This window comes from Pseudomonas kitaguniensis, from assembly GCF_049199985.1.
GTDB classification, from domain to species: Bacteria; Pseudomonadota; Gammaproteobacteria; order Pseudomonadales; family Pseudomonadaceae; genus Aquipseudomonas; species Aquipseudomonas kitaguniensis.
Window position 1 is genome coordinate 22,575 of the sequence record NZ_JBLZPT010000006.1, and the last position, 21,505, is coordinate 44,079.

Annotated in this window: 20 protein-coding genes; 11 read left to right on the forward strand and 9 right to left on the reverse strand. The window is 59.7% G+C overall.

All coding sequences use genetic code 11. The features are described from left to right. Positions 1-98: 98 nt before the first annotated feature. Together ACOZK9_RS10340 and yaaA are read right to left on the reverse strand one after the other, a co-directional pair. Positions 99-1,415, reverse strand: a complete 1,317-nt coding sequence (locus ACOZK9_RS10340; RefSeq protein WP_058412009.1) for a nucleotide sugar dehydrogenase — start codon at positions 1,413-1,415, stop codon at positions 99-101. Positions 1,416-2,326: 911 nt separating this feature from the next. Next, complete coding sequence (yaaA, locus tag ACOZK9_RS10345) at positions 2,327-3,106, reverse strand: peroxide stress protein YaaA (RefSeq protein WP_058412008.1); 780 nt, start codon at positions 3,104-3,106, stop codon at positions 2,327-2,329. A 119-nt stretch (positions 3,107-3,225) separates the two neighbouring features. On the opposite strand from yaaA, the gene ACOZK9_RS10350 reads away from it, so the two are divergent. The 5 genes from ACOZK9_RS10350 (at position 3,226) to moaE (ending at position 7,353) form a co-directional block, all read left to right on the forward strand. Next, positions 3,226-4,350 (forward strand): polysaccharide deacetylase family protein, encoded by a 1,125-nt coding sequence (locus ACOZK9_RS10350; protein ID WP_122250906.1) that lies wholly within the window; start codon positions 3,226-3,228, stop codon positions 4,348-4,350. Positions 4,351-4,697: 347 nt separating this feature from the next. After that, positions 4,698-6,092: a PhoH family protein gene (locus tag ACOZK9_RS10355; RefSeq protein WP_058412006.1), complete on the forward strand. Its 1,395-nt coding sequence runs from the start codon at positions 4,698-4,700 to the stop codon at positions 6,090-6,092. A gap of 96 nt (positions 6,093-6,188) precedes the next feature. Beyond that, positions 6,189-6,662 (forward strand): cyclic pyranopterin monophosphate synthase MoaC, encoded by a 474-nt coding sequence (gene moaC / locus ACOZK9_RS10360; protein ID WP_421555785.1) that lies wholly within the window; start codon positions 6,189-6,191, stop codon positions 6,660-6,662. After that, positions 6,659-6,901: a molybdopterin converting factor subunit 1 gene (gene moaD / locus ACOZK9_RS10365; RefSeq protein WP_058412004.1), complete on the forward strand. Its 243-nt coding sequence runs from the start codon at positions 6,659-6,661 to the stop codon at positions 6,899-6,901. The genes moaC and moaD overlap by 4 nt, the downstream gene beginning before the upstream one ends. 2 nt (positions 6,902-6,903) lie before the next feature. Beyond that, positions 6,904-7,353, forward strand: coding sequence for a molybdopterin synthase catalytic subunit MoaE (gene moaE / locus ACOZK9_RS10370; RefSeq protein WP_152749908.1), 450 nt, complete (start codon positions 6,904-6,906; stop codon positions 7,351-7,353). Between the two features lie 142 nt (positions 7,354-7,495). Here the strand turns inward: moaE and rhlB are convergent, their stop codons facing one another. Next, positions 7,496-8,965: an ATP-dependent RNA helicase RhlB gene (rhlB, locus tag ACOZK9_RS10375; RefSeq protein WP_058412002.1), complete on the reverse strand. Its 1,470-nt coding sequence runs from the start codon at positions 8,963-8,965 to the stop codon at positions 7,496-7,498. Positions 8,966-9,061: 96 nt separating this feature from the next. Next, complete coding sequence (locus ACOZK9_RS10380) at positions 9,062-9,718, reverse strand: alpha/beta hydrolase (protein WP_058412001.1); 657 nt, start codon at positions 9,716-9,718, stop codon at positions 9,062-9,064. A 346-nt stretch (positions 9,719-10,064) separates the two neighbouring features. Here ACOZK9_RS10380 and ACOZK9_RS10385 point away from each other — a divergent pair, with 346 nt between their 5' ends. The 4 genes from ACOZK9_RS10385 (at position 10,065) to ACOZK9_RS10400 (ending at position 14,234) form a co-directional block, all read left to right on the forward strand. After that, positions 10,065-11,096 carry an amino acid ABC transporter substrate-binding protein gene (locus ACOZK9_RS10385; RefSeq protein ID WP_053254520.1) on the forward strand — a complete coding sequence of 344 codons (1,032 nt, stop codon included), beginning with the start codon at positions 10,065-10,067 and terminating at the stop codon, positions 11,094-11,096. A 72-nt stretch (positions 11,097-11,168) separates the two neighbouring features. Further along, positions 11,169-12,350: an amino acid ABC transporter permease gene (locus ACOZK9_RS10390; RefSeq protein ID WP_058411999.1), complete on the forward strand. Its 1,182-nt coding sequence runs from the start codon at positions 11,169-11,171 to the stop codon at positions 12,348-12,350. Positions 12,351-12,360: 10 nt separating this feature from the next. Further along, positions 12,361-13,458 carry an amino acid ABC transporter permease gene (locus ACOZK9_RS10395; protein ID WP_058411998.1) on the forward strand — a complete coding sequence of 366 codons (1,098 nt, stop codon included), beginning with the start codon at positions 12,361-12,363 and terminating at the stop codon, positions 13,456-13,458. An 11-nt stretch (positions 13,459-13,469) separates the two neighbouring features. Further along, entirely contained in the window at positions 13,470-14,234 is a 765-nt protein-coding gene (locus ACOZK9_RS10400; RefSeq protein WP_003171943.1) for an amino acid ABC transporter ATP-binding protein, read from the forward strand. Between the two features lie 63 nt (positions 14,235-14,297). Here the strand turns inward: ACOZK9_RS10400 and ACOZK9_RS10405 are convergent, their stop codons facing one another. Both ACOZK9_RS10405 and ACOZK9_RS10410 read right to left on the reverse strand, forming a co-directional pair. After that, positions 14,298-14,789 (reverse strand): type II toxin-antitoxin system MqsA family antitoxin, encoded by a 492-nt coding sequence (locus ACOZK9_RS10405; protein WP_421555786.1) that lies wholly within the window; start codon positions 14,787-14,789, stop codon positions 14,298-14,300. After that, positions 14,789-15,097, reverse strand: coding sequence for a type II toxin-antitoxin system MqsR family toxin (locus tag ACOZK9_RS10410; RefSeq protein ID WP_421555787.1), 309 nt, complete (start codon positions 15,095-15,097; stop codon positions 14,789-14,791). The genes ACOZK9_RS10405 and ACOZK9_RS10410 overlap by 1 nt, the downstream gene beginning before the upstream one ends. A gap of 159 nt (positions 15,098-15,256) precedes the next feature. On the opposite strand from ACOZK9_RS10410, the gene ACOZK9_RS10415 reads away from it, so the two are divergent. Together ACOZK9_RS10415 and ACOZK9_RS10420 are read left to right on the forward strand one after the other, a co-directional pair. Further along, positions 15,257-15,916, forward strand: coding sequence for a FadR/GntR family transcriptional regulator (locus ACOZK9_RS10415; protein WP_421555788.1), 660 nt, complete (start codon positions 15,257-15,259; stop codon positions 15,914-15,916). After that, on the forward strand, positions 15,906-17,171 hold the full coding sequence (locus tag ACOZK9_RS10420) for a CynX/NimT family MFS transporter (RefSeq protein ID WP_421555789.1): 1,266 nt from the start codon (positions 15,906-15,908) through the stop codon (positions 17,169-17,171). The genes ACOZK9_RS10415 and ACOZK9_RS10420 overlap by 11 nt, the downstream gene beginning before the upstream one ends. Positions 17,172-17,173: 2 nt before the next feature. On the opposite strand, the gene ACOZK9_RS10425 is transcribed toward ACOZK9_RS10420, so the two are convergent. From ACOZK9_RS10425 to ACOZK9_RS10435, 3 genes are read right to left on the reverse strand one after another with little or no spacing between them, the layout of a single operon-like run. After that, the gene (locus tag ACOZK9_RS10425) at positions 17,174-17,824 is read right to left on the reverse strand and encodes a DUF1120 domain-containing protein (protein WP_152749903.1); all 651 of its coding nucleotides are present in this window, start codon (positions 17,822-17,824) and stop codon (positions 17,174-17,176) included. Between the two features lie 22 nt (positions 17,825-17,846). After that, a complete protein-coding gene (locus ACOZK9_RS10430) occupies positions 17,847-18,992 on the reverse strand; it encodes a DUF1120 domain-containing protein (protein ID WP_152749900.1) in 1,146 nt (381 codons plus the stop codon). 11 nt (positions 18,993-19,003) lie between these two features. Next, the gene (locus ACOZK9_RS10435; RefSeq protein WP_152749898.1) at positions 19,004-21,433 is read right to left on the reverse strand and encodes a fimbria/pilus outer membrane usher protein; all 2,430 of its coding nucleotides are present in this window, start codon (positions 21,431-21,433) and stop codon (positions 19,004-19,006) included. Positions 21,434-21,505: the final 72 nt, after the last annotated feature.

Consider the following 21,505-nt stretch of genomic DNA (forward strand, 5'->3'; position numbering starts at 1 on the left):
GTGGTGAAAGCGGCTAGTTACAAGCCGCAAGCCGCAAGCTGCAATGGGCGGTGCTTTTACTCGCAGCTTGCAGCTCGAAACTTGCCGCTGCTCTTCCGTTACCAGCAAATGCCTTCGGTGCGGCCAGTCACGCTGGTGGCCTTGGACATGAAGCCCACCAGGTCGACCACTTGCTTGCCGTGCGGTGCGTTATGCGCCAGGGCACGGAATTTCTCGTCGCGGTTGCCAAGGATGATCACGTCGGAGTTGTTGATCACGGCGTCGAAGTCCGAGTTGAGCAGGGACGACACGTGCGGGATCTTGCCTTCGATGTAGTCTTTGTTCGCGCCGTGCACGCGGGCATATTCGACGTTGCTGTCGTAGATGCTCAGGTCGTAACCCTTGCCGATGAGCATTTCCGCCAGCTCGACCAATGGGCTTTCGCGCAGGTCATCGGTGCCGGCCTTGAAGCTCAAGCCCAGCAGCGCGACTTTGCGTTTGTCGTGGCTTTCGACGATGTCGAAGGCGTTCTGTACTTGCGACTCGTTGCTGCGCATCAGCGAGTTGAGCAGCGGCGCTTCCACGTCCAGCGAACCTGCGCGGTAGGTCAGGGCACGCACGTCTTTTGGCAGGCACGAGCCGCCGAACGCAAAGCCTGGGCGCATGTAGTACTGGGACAGGTTGAGGGTTTTGTCCTGGCAGACCACTTCCATCACTTCGCGACCATCGACGCCGACCGCTTTGGCGATGTTGCCGATCTCGTTGGCGAAGGTGACTTTGGTGGCGTGCCACACGTTGCAGGTGTACTTGATCATTTCGGCGACCGCGATGTCCTTGCGGATGATCGGTGCGTCGAGTTCCTCGTACAGCGACTGCAAGACATCGCCGGAGGCTTTGTCGAACTCGCCGATGACGGTCATTGGCGGCAGGTCGTAGTCGGCGATGGCGGTGGATTCACGCAGGAATTCCGGGTTGACCGCAACGCCGAAGTCGACGCCGGCTTTTTTGCCGGAGCAGTCTTCGAGGATCGGAATCACCACATTGGCCACGGTGCCGGGCAGCACGGTGCTGCGCACTACCACGGTGTGGCGGGTGGTTTTGTCACGCAGCACAAAACCGATCTCGCGGCACACCGCTTCGATGTAATCGAGTTCCAGGTCGCCGTTTTTCTTGCTCGGCGTACCGACGCAAATCATCGACAGGTCAGTATCACGGATCGCGTCGGCGAAGTTGGTGGTGCCACGCAGTCGACCGGTTTCGATACCTTGGCTCAACAGTTCGCCCAAACCCGGTTCAACGATGGGCGATTTGCCTGCATTGATCAGGTCGATCTTATCCTTTGAGATGTCCACGCCGACCACTTCATGGCCCCGTGCAGACAGGCAACCGGCACAGACTGCGCCAACGTAACCCAAACCAAATATGCTGATGCGCATCGCATTTACCTCAATATTAATCATGCCAATTAGATGGCCGGAGTTCATGTTTGCAAACGTCACTGTTATCGCGAAAGTTAGGCGAATAGACGCCTACTTACTGCGAAACGGCAGGTTAAATAACGAGTGACTAACAATGGCACTCAAGTTGTGCGCAACGTGGCCTTGTAATTGGGGCTTGCCCTGGAATGCAGCCAGCCTTCATGGGAGAAGGGCCTGACGCCAGTGCCGCAGGGTATTGATAAAGGTTATAAGCCTTTGATTATCAATGCCTTGGGTTGTCCCACTGACACATTCAGGTAAGCTCGGCCTTGGCCTTATAGTGTGTGGCAAATCATCCTTGTCGCCGCTCTTAACTATTCAATGGACAGGTGACCTGTGAGTCAAAGTTTAGCCGTGGCAACTTTGCTACTTCCGCTGGTCTTCAGGTAAGCCTTCTCTTACAGCAACAGAGAATTTCGCTACCGGTGGTATGAGCGGCGGTTCAGGATGAAGTTCCTGGCCACTCATCCTGTTTGCGGAAATTTCTTGAGATATTAGAAAAGATGGCACTGGTATTATATTGATAGTACCGGCTACTTGAACCCGTAGTTATAGGGAGTTGATGCGAAGAGATGGTTTTGTGCCACTACTGTTTTGAAAAAACGGTGCCACTACGAAAAAAAATGAAAATTGTCGAATGAAATTTTTTTCATAAAGACGTACGGACGGTTTTTTTGCGTCAGAAAAATGACGACAGAAGGGAGGCACGCGGATAAAAATGTGGGAGGGGGCTTGCTCCCGATAGCGGTGTTTCAGTCATAGATGCTTCGACTGACCCCACCGCTATCGGGAGCAAGCCCCCTCCCACAGTTGACCTCAAGCAGCCTGAACAGCTGGGTATGGGAACGATCAATAGGCTGGGTATGGCGTTATTGCGGTGCGTGATCGCGCAAAAACACCAGGTTGTCCGGCTTGGACTGCTGCGCATCGAAGCGATAGCCCTGCACATCAAACTGCTTGAGCCTGGCCGGGTCGTTGATGCGTTCTTCAATCACAAAGCGGCTCATCATGCCCCGCGCCTTTTTGGCGTAGAAGCTGATGATCTTGTACTGGCCGTTTTTCAGGTCTTTGAACTCGGTGTTGATGATTCGCGCGTTCAGCGCCGTGCGCTTGACCGCCGAGAAGTACTCGTTGGACGCCAGGTTCAGCAGCAGGTCATCGCCTTGTTCGGCGAGTGCTTCGTTAAGCCATTCGCTGATGCGCGTGCCCCAGAAGGCGTAGAGGTCTTTGCCGCGCGCGTTGGCGAGTTTGGTGCCCATCTCCAGCCGGTACGGCATCATCAGGTCCAATGGGCGCAGCAGGCCGTAGAGGCCCGAGAGCATGCGCAGGTGGTCCTGGGCGTAGTTGAAATCGGCGTCGCTGAAAGTCTCGGCATTCAGGCCGGTGTAAACGTCGCCTTTAAAGGCGAGCAGGGCTTGTTTGGCGTTGGCCGGGGTGAAATCCGGTGTCCAACTGCCGAAGCGTGCGGCATTCAGGCCACCGATTTTGTCGGATACGTGCATCAGTTCGCTGATGTGCGCCGGGCTTAGTTGGCGCAGTTGCTCGATCAGTTCCCGGGAATGGTCCAGGTACTGCGGCTGGGTAAAGCGCTGGGTTACCGGCGGTGTCTCGAAGTCGAGGGTCTTGGCGGGGGAAATCACCATCAGCATGAAGTCGTCTCCTTTAATCGTGGGAGGATTCTAGGGGGTTGGGCGTTTTGACTCCACCTATGATGGCGATAGGCATGATCCGCTATGATGGGCGGTGACTCTGGAGAGGGAGACCCCGTGTGCGAATAGCGCTTTTATTGTCCGCGTGCCTGATAGGCCTGACCGCACACGCCGCCCCGGTGGATGTGGCCAGCCTGGACCGTGGCACCTGGCCCGAAAAACTCAGCAGCCCGGCGTTGTTCGACGTCGCCTCACGCGCCGAAATCCTGATGTTCGCGCACAGCCTGATCGCCAGCGAAAACCAGGACGAAGCTGCGCTCAAGCAACGCCTGGGCCTGAAGATCATCAACCTGGCCGCCATTGACGATTTGCGCCGCCAGCTCTGGCAGCGCCTGCTGGAAAACTACACGTTCGCCCAGCAAAGCTGTGAGGAAGACGCCTCGTTCTGTTACCTGGTCGAAAGCATGGATGACCTGCGTGAGCAGGCTGGCAAGTTCGCGCTCAGTGACGACTCCTTTTATATAGGCTGGGCTGGCCCCAGCCATAACTTCCATGAGCGTTACCTGGACGAGCTGCTGCGCAAAGCCGCGCTGTTCCCGCAGATCAGCAGCGAAGTCGCGCGTTTTGGCGACCACGAACGCAATGGCGAAGAATTCAACGACCGCATGTTCCTGATGACCTTCGACGGCGGCCCGGCACCCGTGAGCGGCGCTACCGACTGGCTCACCGACTACCTGCGCAAACAAAAGATGAGCGCCACCTTTTTTGTGCTCGGCAGTAGCCTGCAAACCCGCGTCGAGCGCAGTTCTGCCGCGGATGTTCAGGCGCTGTATCAGGGCCAGTGCGTGGGCATACAGGGCTGGCAATACCGTTCGCACAGCCATTGGGTCGACTGGCAAAGCTCGATCACCCGCAGCGCATCGTTGGCGCAGAACCTGATGCCGGAAAACTACATGCCGCTGTTTCGCCCGCCTTACGGCCAGCGTCGCGCCGACAGCCAGGGGTTCTTTCAAGCCCAGGGTTTGCAGGTGGCGTTGTGGGACATCGACTCCCAGGACGAACCGGGCAAACTCAAGGCCGATGAGGCGCAGGAGCGAGTGCTGACCTTGATGTTGCTGTGGCGCAAAGGCGTGATTGTGTTTCACGACACCCAAGACAGGGCGCGGGTAGCGTTGCCGATGTTATTGCAGGCAACGGCGCAAAGTGGGCTGGGTTGGCAGGACTGCCGGGAGGCGTTTCGCTGAAAAGCTCAAGTGCCCGGCCCTGCTGGACATGAGGCGTTCAAGCGGTGATTTTTTGCGGCATTTCGATGCAGGCGGACTTCCGACTTTAACGGCGTGGCTGGCACTCGGCTAGTGCTATTCGTCATCCTGAAAAATAAACTTCAAAAAAACGTCAAAGTGCTTTTTTCTGTCATGCCTTTTGCGGTATTACGAAGTCAGACCGCCGAAACCTGCAACACAGGTGGCGTCTTCCAAGACTCCTCATGTGGGCACAGCACTTGACGTCACTCAGGTGCTGTCGGTGGTTGAATCGAGGCGCAGCACTGTTGTGGTATTGCGTCGACTGGCTCCCACAAAGGTGACCGAGTATGGATGATCATGGACGTAACCCTTCTTCCGACCAGCCAATCCTTTATGTGCTTGATACCAACGTATTGATTCACGATCCAAACGCACTGCTCAATTTCGAAGAACACCACGTCGCCATCCCGATGATCGTGCTTGAGGAGCTCGACAAACTCAAAAGCGGGCACCACAGCGTTGCCGCCGAATGCCGTCAGGCCATCCGCTTGATCGACAAGACGCTGGGCGAAGCCTCGCCCGATGACGTTGAAGTGGGTGTGCCGATCCAGCGCGGTAAAAGCGGGCCGAAGGGCTTGCTGTCGATTCTGATGAACAAGCGCAGCGAGCCCAACAGCCTGCTGCCGGAGAATCTGAACGACAACAAAATCATCAACCAATTGATCGACCTGCACGCACGCGACAAGGACTTGCGCCTCGTGCTGGTGACCAAAGACATCAATATGCGCCTCAAGGCACGAGCGTGTGGGATCGCTGCCGAGGACTACAGTACCGACCAACTGGTCGACGACGTGTCGATGCTTTCGCGTGGTTATCACACGGTGACCGGCTCGTTCTGGGACCTTGTGAGCAAGGTTGAAACCCGTCAGGACCACGGCCGCACCTGGCATCAGGTGCAGTTGATCGACAACCTGCCTTCTGTGCACATCAATGAATTCATCATCGACGAACAGGGTTTTGTCGGCTGGATCAAAGAGATTCAAGTCGACAAGCTGCTGATTCTTGATCTGCACCAGGAACCCCTGTTGCATCAGGAAGCCTGGGGCCTGAAACCGCGTGACATCTACCAGAGCCTGGCGCTGTATGCGCTGCTCGACCCGGACATCCACTTGGTCAACCTGACGGGCGCTGCAGGTTCGGGGAAAACCATCCTCGCGCTGGCGGCCGCCATTGAGCAGACGATGGTGACCAAGCGCTATCGGCGCATCATCGCTACCCGCAGCGTGCAGGGCCTGGACCAGGAAATCGGTTTTCTGCCCGGCACCGAAGCGGAAAAAATGGAGCCGTGGCTGGGGGCGATCACCGACAACCTCGAAGCCTTGCACATGGATGACGAAAACACCCATGGCAGCGTCGATTACATCCTCAGCAAAGTGCCGTTGCAGTTTAAATCCCTCAACTACATCCGCGGTCGCAGCTTCCAGCAAAGCCTGATTTTGATTGATGAATGCCAGAACCTGACACCGCACCAGATGAAAACCATCATCACGCGTGCGGGTGCCGGTTCCAAAGTGGTGTGCCTGGGCAACCTGGCGCAAATCGACACCCCTTACCTGTCCGCGACCAGCTCCGGGCTTACGTACCTGACGGAACGCTTCAAAGACTTCCCGAACGGCGTGCACATTGCGCTGCAAGGGGTTCCTCGTTCGATTCTGGCTGAATACGCCGAGTCGCATCTCTAAGCAGCAAGCTTTAAGCTACAAGCTGCAAGTGGGTTCAGTGGGTTGTTCACTGACCGCTTGCGGCTTGTAGCTTTTTTGCTGCCTCAAGGAGGCCCCGTGCTGACTCATCTCGATTCCCAAGGTCGCGCCCATATGGTCGACGTCACCGACAAAGGCGTGACGTTCCGTGAGGCCGTGGCCGAAGCGCGGGTGCGCATGCTGCCCGACACCCTGAAAATGATTGTCGACGGCGCCCATCCCAAGGGCGACGTGTTTGCCGTGGCGCGTATTGCCGGGATTCAGGCCGCTAAAAAAACCAGTGATCTGATCCCCCTGTGCCACCCGCTGATGCTCACCGGGGTCAAGGTTGAGCTGCGCGCCGAGGGCGTCGATGCGGTGCATATCCTGGCGCGCTGCAAACTCAGCGGCCAAACCGGTGTGGAGATGGAGGCCTTGACCGCCGCCAGCGTCGCGGCGCTGACGATCTACGACATGTGCAAGGCGGTGGACCGTGGCATGACTATCGAAAGTATTCGCCTGCTGGAAAAACTCGGCGGTAAAAGTGGGCACTTCAAGGCGGATCAAGCATGAGCATCAACGTATTGTTTTTTGCGCGCTACGCCGAAGCGGTGGGCCTGGATTCTTTGGAAGTCGAAGGCGACTTCGCGACAGTCGACGCGGTGCGCCTGGCGCTGGCCGGTGACCCGGGCTTTGAAGTGCTCAACGAGACGAGCCTGATGTGTGCGCGCAACCAGGAGTTGTGCGGCCTCGACGAGCCGTTGCAAGCCGGTGATGAAGTGGCGTTTTTCCCGCCTGTGACCGGAGGCTGACCATGGCGATTCGGGTGCAGGCCGAGGCGTTTGATCCCGGTGCCGAGCTGAATGCCATGCACGCAGCCAATGTTGGCGTGGGCGCGGTGGTGAGTTTTGTCGGTTACGTGCGCGACTTCAATGACGGCCACGAGGTGTCGGGGATGTTCCTTGAACACTACCCCGGCATGACCGAAAAAGCCCTGGCCAAAATTGCCGTGGAAGCCGGGCAACGCTGGCCGCTGCTCAAGCTGAACGTGCTGCACCGTATCGGCGCGCTGGAGCCGGGCGAGCCCATCGTCTTCGTCGCCGCCGCCAGCGCGCATCGCCAGGCCGCGTTTGATGCCTGCGCGTTTGTGATGGACTACTTGAAGACCCGCGCGCCTTTCTGGAAGAAAGAAAACACCCCAGAAGGCCCGCATTGGGTTGAAGGGCGAGGCAGCGATCACGCTGCGGCAGACCGCTGGAAGTAAACACCTGACTAAAGGTGTATGGAGATCCAAATGTGGGAGCGGGCTTGCTCGCGAATGCGGTGTAACAGTCAGTACATCTTTAACTGACAGACCGCATTCGCGAGCAAGCCCGCTCCCACATTTTGTAACCGCATTTCAGCCTTTAAGGGCGTTTGCGCTCTACCGCTCGCAACAAATGCGTCGACGGCGTTTCACAGCTGATCTTGCGCCCCAGCAGCGTCTCGATAGACGGCAACTGATACGAGTCATCTTCGCCGGCAAAGCTGATCGACACACCCGCAGCGCCTGCACGCCCGGTGCGGCCGATGCGATGCACGTAGTCATCCGGCACTTCCGGCAGGGTGAAGTTGATCACGTGGCTGATGCCGTCGATGTGAATACCACGGCCAGCCACGTCAGTGGCGACCAGCACGCGAATCTTGCCTTCGCGAAAGCCTTCCAGCGTCTTGATGCGTTTGTGCTGCGGCACGTCGCCGGACAACTGCGCGGCGTTGACGCCATCACGCACCAGGCGTTCTTCAATGCGGCGCACTTCGTCCTTGCGGTTGGCAAAAACCATCACGCGTTCCCAGCCGTTGTCGGTGATCAGATTGTAGAGCAGCTTGTACTTGTCGGCGCCGGCCACCGCGTAGATGTGCTGTTCGACGTTTTCACTGGCGACGTTCAGCGCTTCGATCTCGACGATGGACGGGTCGGTGGTCCATTGCTTGGCGAGGTTCATCACGTCTTCGGTAAAGGTCGCGGAGAACAGCAGCGTCTGGCGCTCGTCTTTCGGCGGGGTCTGGCGAATGATCTGACGCACTTGCGGGATGAAACCCATGTCGAGCATGCGGTCGGCTTCGTCCAGCACCATCACTTCGACCATGTCCAGGTGCACGTCGCCACGCTGGTTGAAGTCGAGCAGACGGCCAGGCGTTGCCACCAGGATGTCGCAATGGCGGGCTTCAAGGTGCTTGAGCTGCTTGTCGAAGTCCATGCCGCCGACGAACGTCATGACGTTGAGGCCGGTGTACTTGGTCAGGTCGGCGGCGTCCTTGGCGATCTGCACCACCAGCTCGCGGGTCGGGGCGATGATCAGCGCGCGCGGCTCACCCATGTAGCGTTCTTTGGGCGGCGGGGTTTGCAGCAGTTGGGTGATGATCGAAATCAGGAACGCGGCGGTCTTGCCGGTGCCGGTTTGCGCGCGGCCGATGGCGTCTTTGCCTGCCAGCGTAAAGCCCAGCACTTGCGCCTGAATCGGCGTGCAGTAGGGGAAGCCGAGGTCCTGGATGGCGTGCATCAGTTCCGGGGCCAGTTTGAAGTCATGGAAGCGGGTTTTGCCTTCCAGCGGCTCGACGGCGAAGTCTTCGAGCTTCCACGCGGCCACGGGCGGTTTGGGTGCAGGCTCGCGACGCGGTGCCTTTGGCTGGGTAACAGGCGCGGCCTGTGCCGGTTTTGCCTGTTCCGGCGCTGTCACCGGTGGTTTTTTCGGCGAGGCGGCACGCGCGGTCCGGTCGGGCTGATTACCGTCATTGCGGTTGCCGGGCATTGGGACAGGAGCACTGGGAACAGGCGCGAGCGGCTCAGCCTCGCTTTTGCCGAACATTTTCTTGAGTGCTTTGAGCACGGTGATCTCATTGTTTGGTTAAGGAATGTACGCCGGCCAGTGTAATGCAAGAATCGGGCGCGGCGTAGTGCGTTGGTCACACGGCTACATAATGTATGGATTTCAGCCCAGGCGAGCGGTCAACCACGCCCCTATGTCGTGTATCTCTTGAGGTAACACTTCGTGGCCCATTGGGTATTCCTGCCATGTCACGGTGACACCACGGGTCTTCAAATGCTCAAAGGCGCTGCGGCCCATGGCGTTCTGTACCACGTCGTCGTGCTGGCCGTGAAGGCACAAGGCCGGAATGCGCTGCTGGCTGGCGGACAACTCCAACTCGTCGTCGAAGGTTGGGGCGTAGGTGGAGAGGGCAATTACGCCACCGAGTGCGCCTTGCCATTTGATAAACGCGGTGTGGAACACCACGGCGCCGCCTTGTGAAAAGCCCGCCAGAAAAATCCGCGAGGCGTCTATTCCGCTGCTTTTTTGTTCTTTGATCAAATCCGTGAGCATTTTTGCCGACACGTCCAGCTCTTCCAGGCTGATCGAGCGGGCCGGGCTCATGGCCTTGATGTCGTACCAGCTGGGCATCTCGTAACCGCCATTAATGGTCACCGGGCGGTTCGGCGCCTGCGGCAACACAAAGCGGGTGGTCAGTAGGGTGTCCTGCAACGCTTCAGCCACTGGCATAAAGTCGTAGCGATCGGCACCCAGGCCATGCAACCAGATTACGCAGGCGTCTGCGGGCTTGGCGGGCTGAAGAATCAAGGGTTCGGTCATGTCTGCTCCATAAATGTGCGTGCGCTCCGATTGGGTGCGTCGGAACAGTGCGCGACGGGTTGATCTGTTAAGAGAATGTCGCAAGGTTGTATGTTTTTCTATTGACCATGGGCTGAAACGGCTCAGTCAGCACTCTGGTACGGGGCTTGCTATGTGTAGGACGATGTCAGAACTGTCTGACGACGGTAACACTATCAGTGACTGCCGTTTATGGGATAGCCACTGTAATTACTGCGACGACTTCATGCCGCTTGACCCTAAAAAAAGCCAACACGGGTCGATACCGCCTCATAAGGGTGCGCTGGGGTTCGAGCTTCGACACAACAAGAGCAACTTGGAGGTTTGAATGAAGGTATTGAAATCCACCCTGGCCATCGTTACTGCGGCCGCCGTACTGGGTGTCAGTGGTTTTGCCCAAGCTGGCGCTACCCTGGACGCCGTGCAGAAGAAAGGCTTTGTGCAATGTGGCGTGAGTGACGGCCTGCCGGGTTTCTCGGTACCGGATGCCAGCGGCAAGATCCTCGGGATCGATGCTGACGTTTGCCGTGCCGTAGCTGCCGCCGTATTCGGTGACGCGACCAAGGTAAAATTCAGCCAGTTGAACGCCAAGGAGCGTTTCACCGCGCTTCAGTCCGGCGAAGTCGACATCCTGTCGCGTAACACCACCATGACCAGCTCTCGCGATGCGGGCATGGGCCTGAAATTCCCGGGCTTCATCACTTATTACGACGGCATCGGCTTCCTGGTTAACAACAAGCTGGGCGTCAAAAGTGCCAAGGAACTGGACGGTGCAACCATCTGCATCCAGGCCGGTACCACCACTGAGCTGAACGTTTCCGACTACTTCCGTGGCAACAACCTGAAGTACACCCCGATCACGTTCGACACCTCCGACGAAAGCGCCAAGTCGCTGGAATCCGGTCGTTGCGACGTGCTGACCTCCGACAAGTCCCAACTGTTTGCCCAGCGCAGCAAGTTGGCCTCGCCGAAGGACTACGTGGTTCTGCCGGAAACCATTTCCAAAGAACCTTTGGGCCCGGTCGTGCGTAACGGCGACGACGAGTGGCTGGCCATCGTGCGCTGGGTTGGCTACGCCATGCTCAACGCCGAAGAAGCCGGTATCACCTCGAAAAACGTTGAAGCTGAAGCCAAGTCCACCAAGAACCCGGACGTTGCTCGTCTGCTCGGTGCTGACGGCGAATACGGCAAAGACCTGAAAGTGAAAAAAGATTGGGTTGTACAGATCGTCAAGCAAGTCGGTAACTACGGTGAAGTGTTCGAGCGCAACCTGGGCAAGAGCACCCCGCTGGAAATCGACCGTGGCCTGAACGCACTGTGGAACAACGGCGGCATTCAATACGCACCACCTGTACGCTGATCGCTGATGGTTCAATCACCCGGTGGGCCAACCACCGGGTGATGTTCTGTTCCATTATTTCCGGGGCACTTCATGCAAAAACAAATCGGCGCACCAAAGCAGAAGCTCAGCTTCAGCGATCCCAAAGTGCGTGCGTGGCTCTTCCAGATCATCACCATTGTGGCGGTGATCTCGCTGGGCTGGTACCTCTTCGACAACACCCAGACCAACCTTCAACACCGGGGCATTACCTCGGGTTTCGACTTTCTTGAACGCAGTGCCGGGTTTGGCATCGCGCAACACTTGATCGACTACACCGAATCGGACAGCTACGCCCGGGTCTTTCTGATCGGGCTGCTCAACACCTTGCTGGTGACGGTGATCGGCGTCGTCCTGGCGACGCTTCTCGGGTTCATCATCGGCGTGGCGCGCCTGTCGCCTAACTGGATGATCAACAAGCTGGCGACCGTGTATGTGGAAGTTTTCCGCAACATTCCGCCCTTGCTGCAAATCCTGTTCTGGTACTTTGCCGTGTTCCTGACCATGCCGGGGCCGCGCAACAGCCATAACTTCGGCGACACCTTCTTTGTCAGCAGCCGCGGCCTGAACATGCCGGCAGCGCTTGCCGCTGACGGGTTTTGGCCGTTTGTGGTCAGCGTGGTGGTGGCGATTATCGCGATCGTGCTGATGACCCGCTGGGCCAATAAACGCTTTGAAGCGACGGGCGTACCGTTCCACAAATTCTGGGCGGGCCTTGCGCTGCTGGTGGTTATTCCGGCGCTGTGCGCGTTGATTTTCGGCGCGCCGCTGCACTGGGAAATGCCCAAGCTTGCGGGCTTCAACTTCGTCGGCGGCTGGGTACTGATCCCTGAACTGTTGGCGCTGACCCTGGCGCTTACCGTTTACACGGCAGCGTTTATTGCCGAGATCGTGCGGTCGGGCATCAAGTCGGTCAGCCACGGCCAAACCGAAGCGGCGCGCTCCCTCGGCTTGCGCCCTGGGCCAACGCTGCGCAAGGTGATCATCCCGCAAGCGTTGCGGGTGATCATTCCGCCGCTGACCAGCCAATACCTCAACCTGGCGAAAAACTCGTCGTTGGCCGCCGGTATCGGTTACCCGGAAATGGTTTCGCTGTTTGCCGGCACGGTGCTCAACCAGACCGGCCAGGCCATCGAAGTCATTGCCATCACCATGAGCGTGTACCTGGCGATCAGCATCAGCATTTCCCTGCTGATGAACTGGTACAACAAGCGCATTGCGCTGATCGAGCGGTGAGGAAACGCCCATGAGTACGCATACTTTCAAACCTGACATGCCGCCGCCGAACAAAGTCTTCGGGCCGGTGGCATGGATGCGCGCCAACTTGTTTTCGAGTTGGCTCAATACCCTGCTGACATTGCTGGCCTTCTACCTGATCTACCTGGTGGTGCCGCCGATTTTGCATTGGGCGATTCTGGACGCTAACTGGGTCGGCACCACGCGCGCAGACTGCACCAAAGAGGGCGCCTGCTGGGTGTTTATCCAACAGCGCTTCGGGCAGTTCATGTACGGCTACTACCCCGGCGACCTGCGCTGGCGCGTGGACCTGACCGTGTGGCTGGCGATTATTGGCGTGGCGCCGTTGTTCATCTCGCGTTTTCAACGCAAGGCGGTCTACGGCCTGAGCTTCCTGGTGCTGTACCCGATCATTGCCTACTTCCTGTTGCATGGTGGGATCTTCGGCCTGACCAACGTGGCCACCAGCCAATGGGGCGGCTTGATGCTGACCCTGGTGATCGCCACGGTCGGCATCGCCGGCGCCTTGCCACTGGGCATCGTGCTGGCGTTGGGGCGGCGTTCGAACATGCCGGCGATTCGGGTGGTCTGCGTGACCTTCATCGAATTCTGGCGCGGCGTACCGTTGATCACCGTGCTGTTCATGTCTTCGGTGATGCTGCCGCTGTTCCTGCCGGAAGGCATGGGCATCGACAAGCTGCTGCGGGCGTTGATCGGCGTGATCCTGTTCCAGTCGGCTTACGTGGCCGAAGTGGTGCGCGGTGGCTTGCAAGCGATTCCCAAGGGGCAGTACGAAGCGGCCGCAGCGATGGGCCTGGGTTACTGGCGCAGCATGGGCCTGGTGATTCTGCCGCAAGCCCTGAAGATGGTGATTCCGGGCATCGTCAACACGTTTATTGCGCTGTTCAAAGACACCAGCCTGGTGATCATCATCGGCCTGTTCGACCTGCTCAACAGCGTTAAACAAGCCGCCGCCGACCCGAAATGGTTGGGCATGGCCACTGAAGGCTACGTGTTCGCCGCCCTGGTGTTCTGGATTTTCTGTTTTGGTATGTCGCGCTATTCCATTCATTTGGAACACAAGCTCGACACAGGCCACAAGCGTTAGGAGTTGATGTTATGAGCGAAGCGATCAAACAGCCTGTGAGCCCTGAAGGCATTATCCAGATGCAGGGCGTCAACAAGTGGTACGGCCAGTTCCACGTGTTGAAAGACATCAACCTCAACGTCAAGCAGGGCGAGCGTATCGTGCTGTGCGGCCCGTCGGGTTCGGGCAAGTCCACCACCATCCGCTGCCTCAACCGTTTGGAGGAGCACCAGCAAGGCCGCATCGTGGTCGATGGCGTGGAACTGACCAACGACCTCAAGCAGATCGAAGCGATCCGCCGTGAAGTCGGCATGGTGTTCCAGCACTTCAACCTGTTCCCGCACCTGACCATCCTGCAGAACTGCACGCTGGCGCCGATGTGGGTGCGCAAGATGCCCAAGCGCAAGGCCGAAGAAATCGCCATGCATTACCTGGAGCGCGTGCGCATTCCAGAACAGGCGCACAAGTTTCCGGGGCAACTGTCCGGCGGCCAGCAACAGCGTGTGGCCATCGCTCGCGCGCTGTGCATGAAGCCGAAAATCATGCTGTTCGATGAACCAACCTCGGCGCTGGACCCGGAAATGGTCAAGGAAGTACTCGACACCATGATCGGCCTGGCCGAAGACGGCATGACCATGTTGTGCGTAACCCACGAAATGGGCTTCGCCCGCACCGTGGCCAACCGCGTGATCTTCATGGACAAGGGCGAAATCGTTGAGCAGGCGGCGCCGAATGACTTCTTCGACAACCCGCAGAACGATCGGACCAAGCTGTTCTTGAGCCAGATTCTGCATTGATCGATGAGTGATGCTTGAACATAAACCCGGCCGTGTGCCGGGTTTATTTTTGCCTGTTGTTTTTTAGGCGGACGCCTGAGTTGCCAGCGGTTGAGCGTCTTTTGCACTGAGCAATTGGTTGAGGTCTTCGCCGGCCTTGAGGGCTTCTATCTCGGCCAGCAGGTGCGGGTGTTTATCCAGCAGGCGCATCAGCGTGAGCAGTGGCTCGGGCGGGAAAATCTCGGCCCTTTCATAGCGGGAAAATGCATTGTGCCCACGGCCGATCAAGAGACTCACGGCTTGCTTTTGGGTCAGCTGCAATTTTCGGCGGATGCGCTTCATTTCGGCGGCGATGATGTGCCTGGCATCAATCAATAACTGGTCACTGGCAGCGGAGTAACGTTCTGCGCTGTCGTCGTCGTAATCGAATTCGATTTCCTTGCAGGCCTGGCATTCCCAGCCCGCGATGCCTGGAATAGCGCGGGTCATGCCGCGTGTGTTGATCGTGAAGGTACGCCCCTCGAAATGCTGCATTGCGTCATCAGACCCGCAGCTCACGCATTGTTGGGTTTTCATCAGGTGTTCTCCTTGAAGGAGATTACGGGAGGCCCACCGCCTGGGCGGTAAGTCACTTTGATGTAAATCTCCATAGCGTAAATTTTGATCAAATAGACGTCCTGCCACAGCCGGTGGTCCGAGTAGGTCGTCATTGACTTGTACAACATGCGGTTCTCAAGGGCGCAGACCACGAATCGCATTTGGCCGAGGCTCAATTCAAGTTGTCGAGCCCCCTCACGCGCGCTTGCTGTAAATGCTCTTATGCCCAGCTTTGTAACATCCGCCTTGATCACCGCGAGGTCGTAGTGAGGTGTGTACTTTTCCATAAGACATCTGAGCTCCATGATTACCCTCTGAGGGTAATTTTACCAATCGAAAATTCAGTTCCTTTCCCTGCCCAACAACCCTAGTGCGTTGCCTTTGTAGGCAAGTCCGAATAGGCTGTGGGAAAATTCATCCCATGATTGGACGAAAGTGCGAAACCCATGACAGACATCGCCCCGCTGATCAAACGCTCGCTGGTCGACCAGGCCCTGGAGCAATTGCGCCAGCGCATCGCCCAAGGCGTATGGGCTATCGGCGAGCGCCTGCCCACCGAGCCTGAGCTGTGCGCCGAGCTGGGCATCAGCCGCAACACCGTGCGTGAGGCCATGCGCGTATTGGCATTTTGCGGGTTGATCGAAATCCGCCAGGGCGACGGCAGTTACCTGCGTTCGATGAGCGACCCGCTGGGGGCGATGCGTGCGTTATCGCACTGCACCCTCGAACAGGCGCAAGAGACGCGGCAGATGCTCGAAGTGGAGGCCATCGGGCTCGCCGCCATGCGCCGTACCGAGTCAGATTTGCACGGTTTGCGCGCGGCATTGCACGCGAGCGCCGCGCTGTATCACGGTGAGCTGGAGGCCTATATCAGCGCCGACCTGGTGTTCCACCAACGCTTGGTGGACGCGGCGCACAACCCGGCGTTGAGCGAGCTGTATCAGTATTTTTGCGCCATTGTCGCCGCGCAACTGCGCCAGACGCTGAGTATCTCGCCACGTCGCCAAGCGGTTTTTGACCTGCATATCGCCCTGCTCGATGCGGTGGAACAGCAAGACCCGCAACGCGCCAAATCCCTCTGCCGGCAGTTGATCAATGAACCGTGAAGCCAAGCACAGCCCCGAACTTCAAGCACTGCTGATCGACGCCGAAGCCTGCGACGAGGTGGTGCAGCACACCGCGCCGGTCGTCACGCGGCCCTGGCTATTGCTGTTGGGCCTGATTCTGGTGGCGATGAACCTGCGCCCGGCGTTGTCGAGCATGGCGCCGCTGCTGGCCGAGGTTTCGACTAGCCTGGGGTTGTCAGCGGCCAAAGCTGGGTTGCTGACCACGTTGCCGGTGCTTTGCCTGGGGTTGTTTGCGCCGATGGCGCCGATCCTGGCCCGACGCTTTGGTGCCGAGCGTGTGGTATTGGGGATTCTGCTGACGCTGGCTGGCGGGATTATCCTGCGCAGTTCGTTCGGTGAGGTCGGGCTGTTCGCCGGCAGCCTGATCGCCGGTGCGAGCATCGGCATCATCGGCGTATTGCTGCCGGGTATCGTCAAGCGCGACTTTGCCAAACAGGCCGGCACCTTCACCGGCGTGTACACCATGGCGCTGTGCCTGGGCGCCGCGTTGGCTGCAGGCTCCACGGTGCCACTCAGCAAATATTTCGGCGACAGCTGGAACATCGGCCTGGGCTTCTGGATGCTGCCGGCGCTGGTGGCGGCGCTGTTCTGGTTGCCGCAAGTCGGGCAAAAGCACGGCGCGCATCAGGTCGCCTATCGCGTGAAGGGTTTGCTTCGCGACCCATTGGCCTGGCAGGTCACGCTGTACATGGGGCTGCAATCGTCGCTGGCCTACATCGTATTTGGTTGGTTGCCGTCGATTCTTATCGGCCGCGGCCTTAGCGCGACTCAGGCCGGGTTAGTGCTCTCGGGTTCGGTGATGGTGCAACTGCTCAGTTCGCTGGCCGCACCGTGGCTGGCCACCCGTGGCAAAGACCAGCGCCTGGCCATCGTGGTGGTGATGCTGTTGACCCTGGGTGGTTTGTTTGGCTGCTTGTATGCGCCCATTGATGGGCTGTGGGGCTGGGCGATTGTGTTGGGCTTGGGGCAGGGCGGCACGTTCAGCCTGGCGCTGACCTTGATCGTGCTGCGTTCGCGCGATGCCCATGTGGCCGCCAACCTGTCGGGTATGGCGCAAGGCATCGGCTACACGCTGGCCTCACTTGGGCCGCTCACGGTCGGGCTGGTGCATGACTGGACCGGCGGTTGGGCGGCTGTCGGCTGGGTGTTTGCGGTGCTTGGCGCGGGGGCTTTGGTCGCCGGCCTTGGCGCCGGTCGCGCACGCTACGTGCAGGTCACCTGCGAGAAACGTTGAGGTTACAGGTACACCACCTCCAGGGTCGCGAAGCCGTCCAGGCGTGTTTCGCTGCTCAGGTCGAGGTTCTGTTTGGCATTGATCACCGTATCGATTTTGATCGTGCTGCTCAGGTGCTTGATGGCCACCGGGCCTTGCGTACTGCCTTCGGTGTCGGTGAAGCCCAGATAGCTGTTGGCGCCTATGTCTATTGCATTGCGGTTGGCGCTACGCCAGGCGACGCCGCCAGTGGTGGACTCGGTGCCGTAAACGGTCGGCATCGAGTCGGCCACGGTGTGTGCCGGGTCAAAACTCACGGAATACACGCCGAGCCGATTGCCGCTATTGTCGAACCCCAGCCCGTAGTAGATCTCGCTGTTGACCGACGCCGAGCCCTCGCGGTTGTCGTGCATGCGCAGCGCGAAGCGGCTTGGGCCGTTGCAACCCAGCTCGATTTGCAGGTGCTTGGCCGGCAAGCGCGTGTTCTTGTCCTGGTTCAGGTCCTGCCGCGAAATTTTGCCGTAGTCGATCACGCCGCCACTGGAAAGCAATGGCGTGCAAGCGGCGGGGATGATCAGGCCCTTGACGGCCAGGTCGGCGGTGGAGGCGGCGAAAGTGGGTGGCGCGCCCGTCAGGCAAAACAGGGTTAAAACGGCAATACAGTGGATGTTCATGCTGTGGTTCCTCGCGAAACGCTTACTGATAAAAGATTTCGAGGGTGCCGGCACCGTCGATTCTCACCACATCGCTCAAGTCCAGTTCCTCGGTGGGTGCCAGGTAAGCCCTGATACGCACCGTGCCAGCCAGGTTCTGAATCGCCACCGGGCCGGTGGTAATGCCGATGCTGTCGGTAAAGCCCACGTAGCTGTTGGCGGCCATGGCGATCTGCCGACCGCTGGCACTGCTCCAGGCCGCGCCATTGCTGGTGGAGTCGGTGCGATAAAGCTGCGCCACGGTGTCGGCGGTAAAATCCGCCGGGTCGATGGTCAGGTAGTAGCGCCCGATTTTGTTGCGGCTGGCATCCAGGTTCAGGCCGTATGCCGTGCCGTCAATGCCGCCGGTGGCCGTGCCGTCGCGGTTGTCTTGCATCACCAGGGCAAAGCGCGCCGGGGCGTCGCAGTTGATGGAAAACAGCAGGCTCTTGGCGGCCAGCGAGGTTTCGCTCGTGGCATTCAGGCTTTTGGCCGACAGCGTGCCGTAATCGACAATGCCGCCGCTGGACAACTGCGGCGTACACGCCACCGGAGCGAAACGCGCGCGCAGGCTCAGTTGGCGGTAACGCTCGGCCCGGCGGGCTTCGAACTGCCCGGAGACGTCCCAGGTAGTCGCCTCCCTGACTTGGGTGGCGGCAATGTCGGCCCAGGCCTTGACCAACAGCTGCACGGAAAAATGCTTGCCGCTGAGCACGGCACCATTGTGCACCGGCGCAATCGCATGCTCAGGGCGCCAATTGAGCGTCGCTGCGCTGGCCGCAGGCGCTTGGCCGACGCCTGGCAGCAGGCCTAATTCCACCGGTTTTCCGTCGAGGATGGCATCACTGACCTGGATCTTGTAGGTGCCGTGGTCGGTGAAGCGAAACCGTTGCGCGTTTGCCGCCAGCGCGGTGTAAAACAGGCTCGGGTCCAGCGCTTGAGGGCAAGACAGGCTCAGGCTCACGCGGCGCTCGCCGAGCAAGCGTTGCGCATCGCTGTCGTTTTGCGCGAGGCGGTTCATCTGGCCGAAATCCAGCAGCGCTTCACTCAGGTTCAACTGGCACTCGTCCAGCGCCAGCGCGTTGCCGGCCAGGCCGAGCGTCAGCACGCCGGCACTCAACAGGCGTCGCGTAACAGGGATGTAGCGCATGGCAGTGGTCCTCAAGGTTGATGGCAACGGGCTGCCGCGGTTTCGAAATACACCTCGGGGTTACCCTTTGCCGGCAGCTCAAACTGCAGGTGGCATGCAGGCATGCCAGGCGCTTTGATCCACAGCGGCGGTTGGTCGATGACGTTGGGTAGAAACACTTGGCCGGCCTCCTGCACCACGGTGACAAAATCACCCTCGGCGGTGCTGACCGTGGCGCCGCGTGGCAACGATGTGCCCTGGTCGGTGGTGACGCTGAGCAATACTCGCCGGGTCATGGCCACGCCGAAATCGATGCGGTCGACTGCGCCTCGACCGGCGGTGACAATCGCCAGGCCGTTGTTGATGTCGGCATTGCGCGGCAGTGAGCGGGTTTGCACTTCGACCGGGCTGCGGCCATAGGCATTCACCTGCGGCACCACGGCTTGGCCTTGCCAGTCGGTCCATACCGGGCCGCTTGGGGTGCTCACCTGGACGCCGCTCATGTCGCCCACCGAGAGCACGGCGAAAGTGTCGCGCACCGGGTAGGGCGAGAGTGTGACCCCGCCGCCATGCACCACCACCGCACCGCGTGCGCCACCTTGATAGCTTGAGCGTTCGGCATCGGAACGGCTGTAACTGAAGTCGAGCTGGCTGTAGCGCGGCAGGGTCGAAATGCCCACTGTGGTTTCCACCTGTTGATCGCGAGAATCGTGCTCGGCGCTGACGCGGTAACTGAATTGATCGTTGACCTGCTCGTTCAGGCCCACACCGCTGCGCTGTTCGCCGCCCGCGTTGCGCACCCAACTGCGTGCCCGGCGGTTTTCGCCCAGCGGCATACTGATATTCAGGTACACCGCGTTGTCTTGCTGTTGGCGACCGCCCATTTGCCATTCGGCACTGGCCGACAGCGACACGCCAGCGACGCTGGTGCCCCAGGACGCGAGGGCGCGGCTGCTGGTCTCGCCGGCAAAGGTGCTGGAGCGCGAAACGCCACTGCTGAACGCGCCCAGCCAAGGGTGCGACCAACTCAGGTTGAGGCTTTGCTGATCGCGGTAACGTGAGCTGCGTTGCGCGGTTGTGTCGGTCTCGTAGGTGGTCTCCTCCAGCTCTCGGTAGCCCGGCGTACGCCAGGAGTTTGCCGCGCTGAACGCCCATTGCTCGCTCAATTGTTGCGACCAGGCGAGGTCAGTCTGCAGGCCGCGAACCTTGCCCCGCGCAGAGGCGTCCGAGAGCTGGCTCGACAACTGGATCTGCGTGTCCAGCCCCGGCAGCCAGCCCACACTCAAGCCGGTGGAACGGTAGTCACTCGCCGCCAGGATGCCGCTGCCCACAATCACCTGAGGGTGCACCGCGCCGCTCCAGCCTGCGCTGACCACCCACGGGTCGCTGCCTTGCGCATCGCCGATCGAGCGCACACGCCCGGCGGCCACCGAGTAGCCCGGCGCGGGCAGGCCCAGGCCCAGCATGGCGGCGGGCACGCTGAAGCGGCGTTCGTCGCCGCTGCTTTCCTTGACCGTCACTTCAACGTCGGAGCGAGTGTTCAGGCGCCGTACGTTAGTCAGCGAAAACGGACCGGCCGGGACCACCGCGGAATGAATCAGGGCGCCGTTCTGCCGCACCTCGACCTGCGCCGGGCTATTGGCGATACCGTCGATGGTTGCGCCTTGGCCCTGGTCTTGCAGCGCCTGTTCGGTCAGCACTTGCACGCCGGTGATCTGCGCGCCGGACAACACCGGGTTGTACAGGTTGATCTGCCCGGCCTGCAGCACCGCCTGTTGGCTGGCGAAGGTGCGTTGGGCATAGGCTTCCAGGTGAGTGCTGCGCGACAGGCCGTCCTGCCAGGTCTGCACCTGGCGGCTGCGCACGATCCAGTCGCCGGCATTAAAACCCACTTCGGTGTTGGCCGAGCCGAACCGGCTGGCGTCGTCACCGTACTGATTAACAAACCCGGAGAGGTCGTAGTTGAGCAACCCGGCGAAACCGCCGGTGTCGTACCCGGAAATATCCTGGCGTATCGGGCGCAAGGCCTCGGTCGGCACCACCAGCGACACCGACAGTGTGGCCGGGTCGGGCTCAACCAGGCTTTGTGGAAAGCGCCGCAGAAAGCCATCGCAACCGCTGTTGTCGTCAGCGGCCACCAGGTCGGCGGCATCCAGCAAGGCCTGGTCAAAACACAGCGCGCCTTGCGCATCAAAATTTACCTCCAGGCGCCCCTGCCGCTGGCCGTTGACGATCAGGCTGACGGTATGTCGCCCGGGCGCGAAACGCGGTGCTTGCAGCAGTAACCTGGCCAGTTGCGGGTCAATGCCGCGCTGGCGCAGGGTGTGGGTGTCGAAGCTCAGGTTGGGCGGTGTGTCTGCCCGCGTCTCCAGTGGCGACAGGGCGCCGGCGAGCAACAGCGCCGGCAAGGCAAAGCGGGGAGGCACGGCGAAGCCGTCACGGTCTATGCGTACTGTTTTCAAGAAGGGCTCTCAGGCGATAGCACGCGTGGCTGAATCCTTATCAGGCGGTGCCGCTCGGTAACGGTCTTTTGC

Bases quoted from the DNA above. Each gene is read 5' to 3' on its own strand.
- moaD (WP_058412004.1), top strand. From the start codon at position 6,659: ATGAGCATCAACGTATTGTTTTTTGCGCGCTACGCCGAAGCGGTGGGC.
- ACOZK9_RS10390 (WP_058411999.1), top strand. From the start codon at position 11,169: ATGCAAAAACAAATCGGCGCACCAAAGCAGAAGCTCAGCTTCAGCGAT.
- ACOZK9_RS10400 (WP_003171943.1), top strand. From the start codon at position 13,470: ATGAGCGAAGCGATCAAACAGCCTGTGAGCCCTGAAGGCATTATCCAG.
- ACOZK9_RS10420 (WP_421555789.1), top strand. From the start codon at position 15,906: ATGAACCGTGAAGCCAAGCACAGCCCCGAACTTCAAGCACTGCTGATC.
- ACOZK9_RS10410 (WP_421555787.1), bottom strand. From the start codon at position 15,097: ATGGAAAAGTACACACCTCACTACGACCTCGCGGTGATCAAGGCGGAT.
- ACOZK9_RS10380 (WP_058412001.1), bottom strand. From the start codon at position 9,718: ATGACCGAACCCTTGATTCTTCAGCCCGCCAAGCCCGCAGACGCCTGC.
- yaaA (WP_058412008.1), bottom strand. From the start codon at position 3,106: ATGCTGATGGTGATTTCCCCCGCCAAGACCCTCGACTTCGAGACACCG.
- ACOZK9_RS10405 (WP_421555786.1), bottom strand. From the start codon at position 14,789: ATGAAAACCCAACAATGCGTGAGCTGCGGGTCTGATGACGCAATGCAG.
- ACOZK9_RS10385 (WP_053254520.1), top strand. From the start codon at position 10,065: ATGAAGGTATTGAAATCCACCCTGGCCATCGTTACTGCGGCCGCCGTA.
- ACOZK9_RS10415 (WP_421555788.1), top strand. From the start codon at position 15,257: ATGACAGACATCGCCCCGCTGATCAAACGCTCGCTGGTCGACCAGGCC.
- ACOZK9_RS10425 (WP_152749903.1), bottom strand. From the start codon at position 17,824: ATGAACATCCACTGTATTGCCGTTTTAACCCTGTTTTGCCTGACGGGC.
- ACOZK9_RS10395 (WP_058411998.1), top strand. From the start codon at position 12,361: ATGAGTACGCATACTTTCAAACCTGACATGCCGCCGCCGAACAAAGTC.
- ACOZK9_RS10430 (WP_152749900.1), bottom strand. From the start codon at position 18,992: ATGCGCTACATCCCTGTTACGCGACGCCTGTTGAGTGCCGGCGTGCTG.
- ACOZK9_RS10355 (WP_058412006.1), top strand. From the start codon at position 4,698: ATGGATGATCATGGACGTAACCCTTCTTCCGACCAGCCAATCCTTTAT.
- moaE (WP_152749908.1), top strand. From the start codon at position 6,904: ATGGCGATTCGGGTGCAGGCCGAGGCGTTTGATCCCGGTGCCGAGCTG.
- ACOZK9_RS10340 (WP_058412009.1), bottom strand. From the start codon at position 1,415: ATGCGCATCAGCATATTTGGTTTGGGTTACGTTGGCGCAGTCTGTGCC.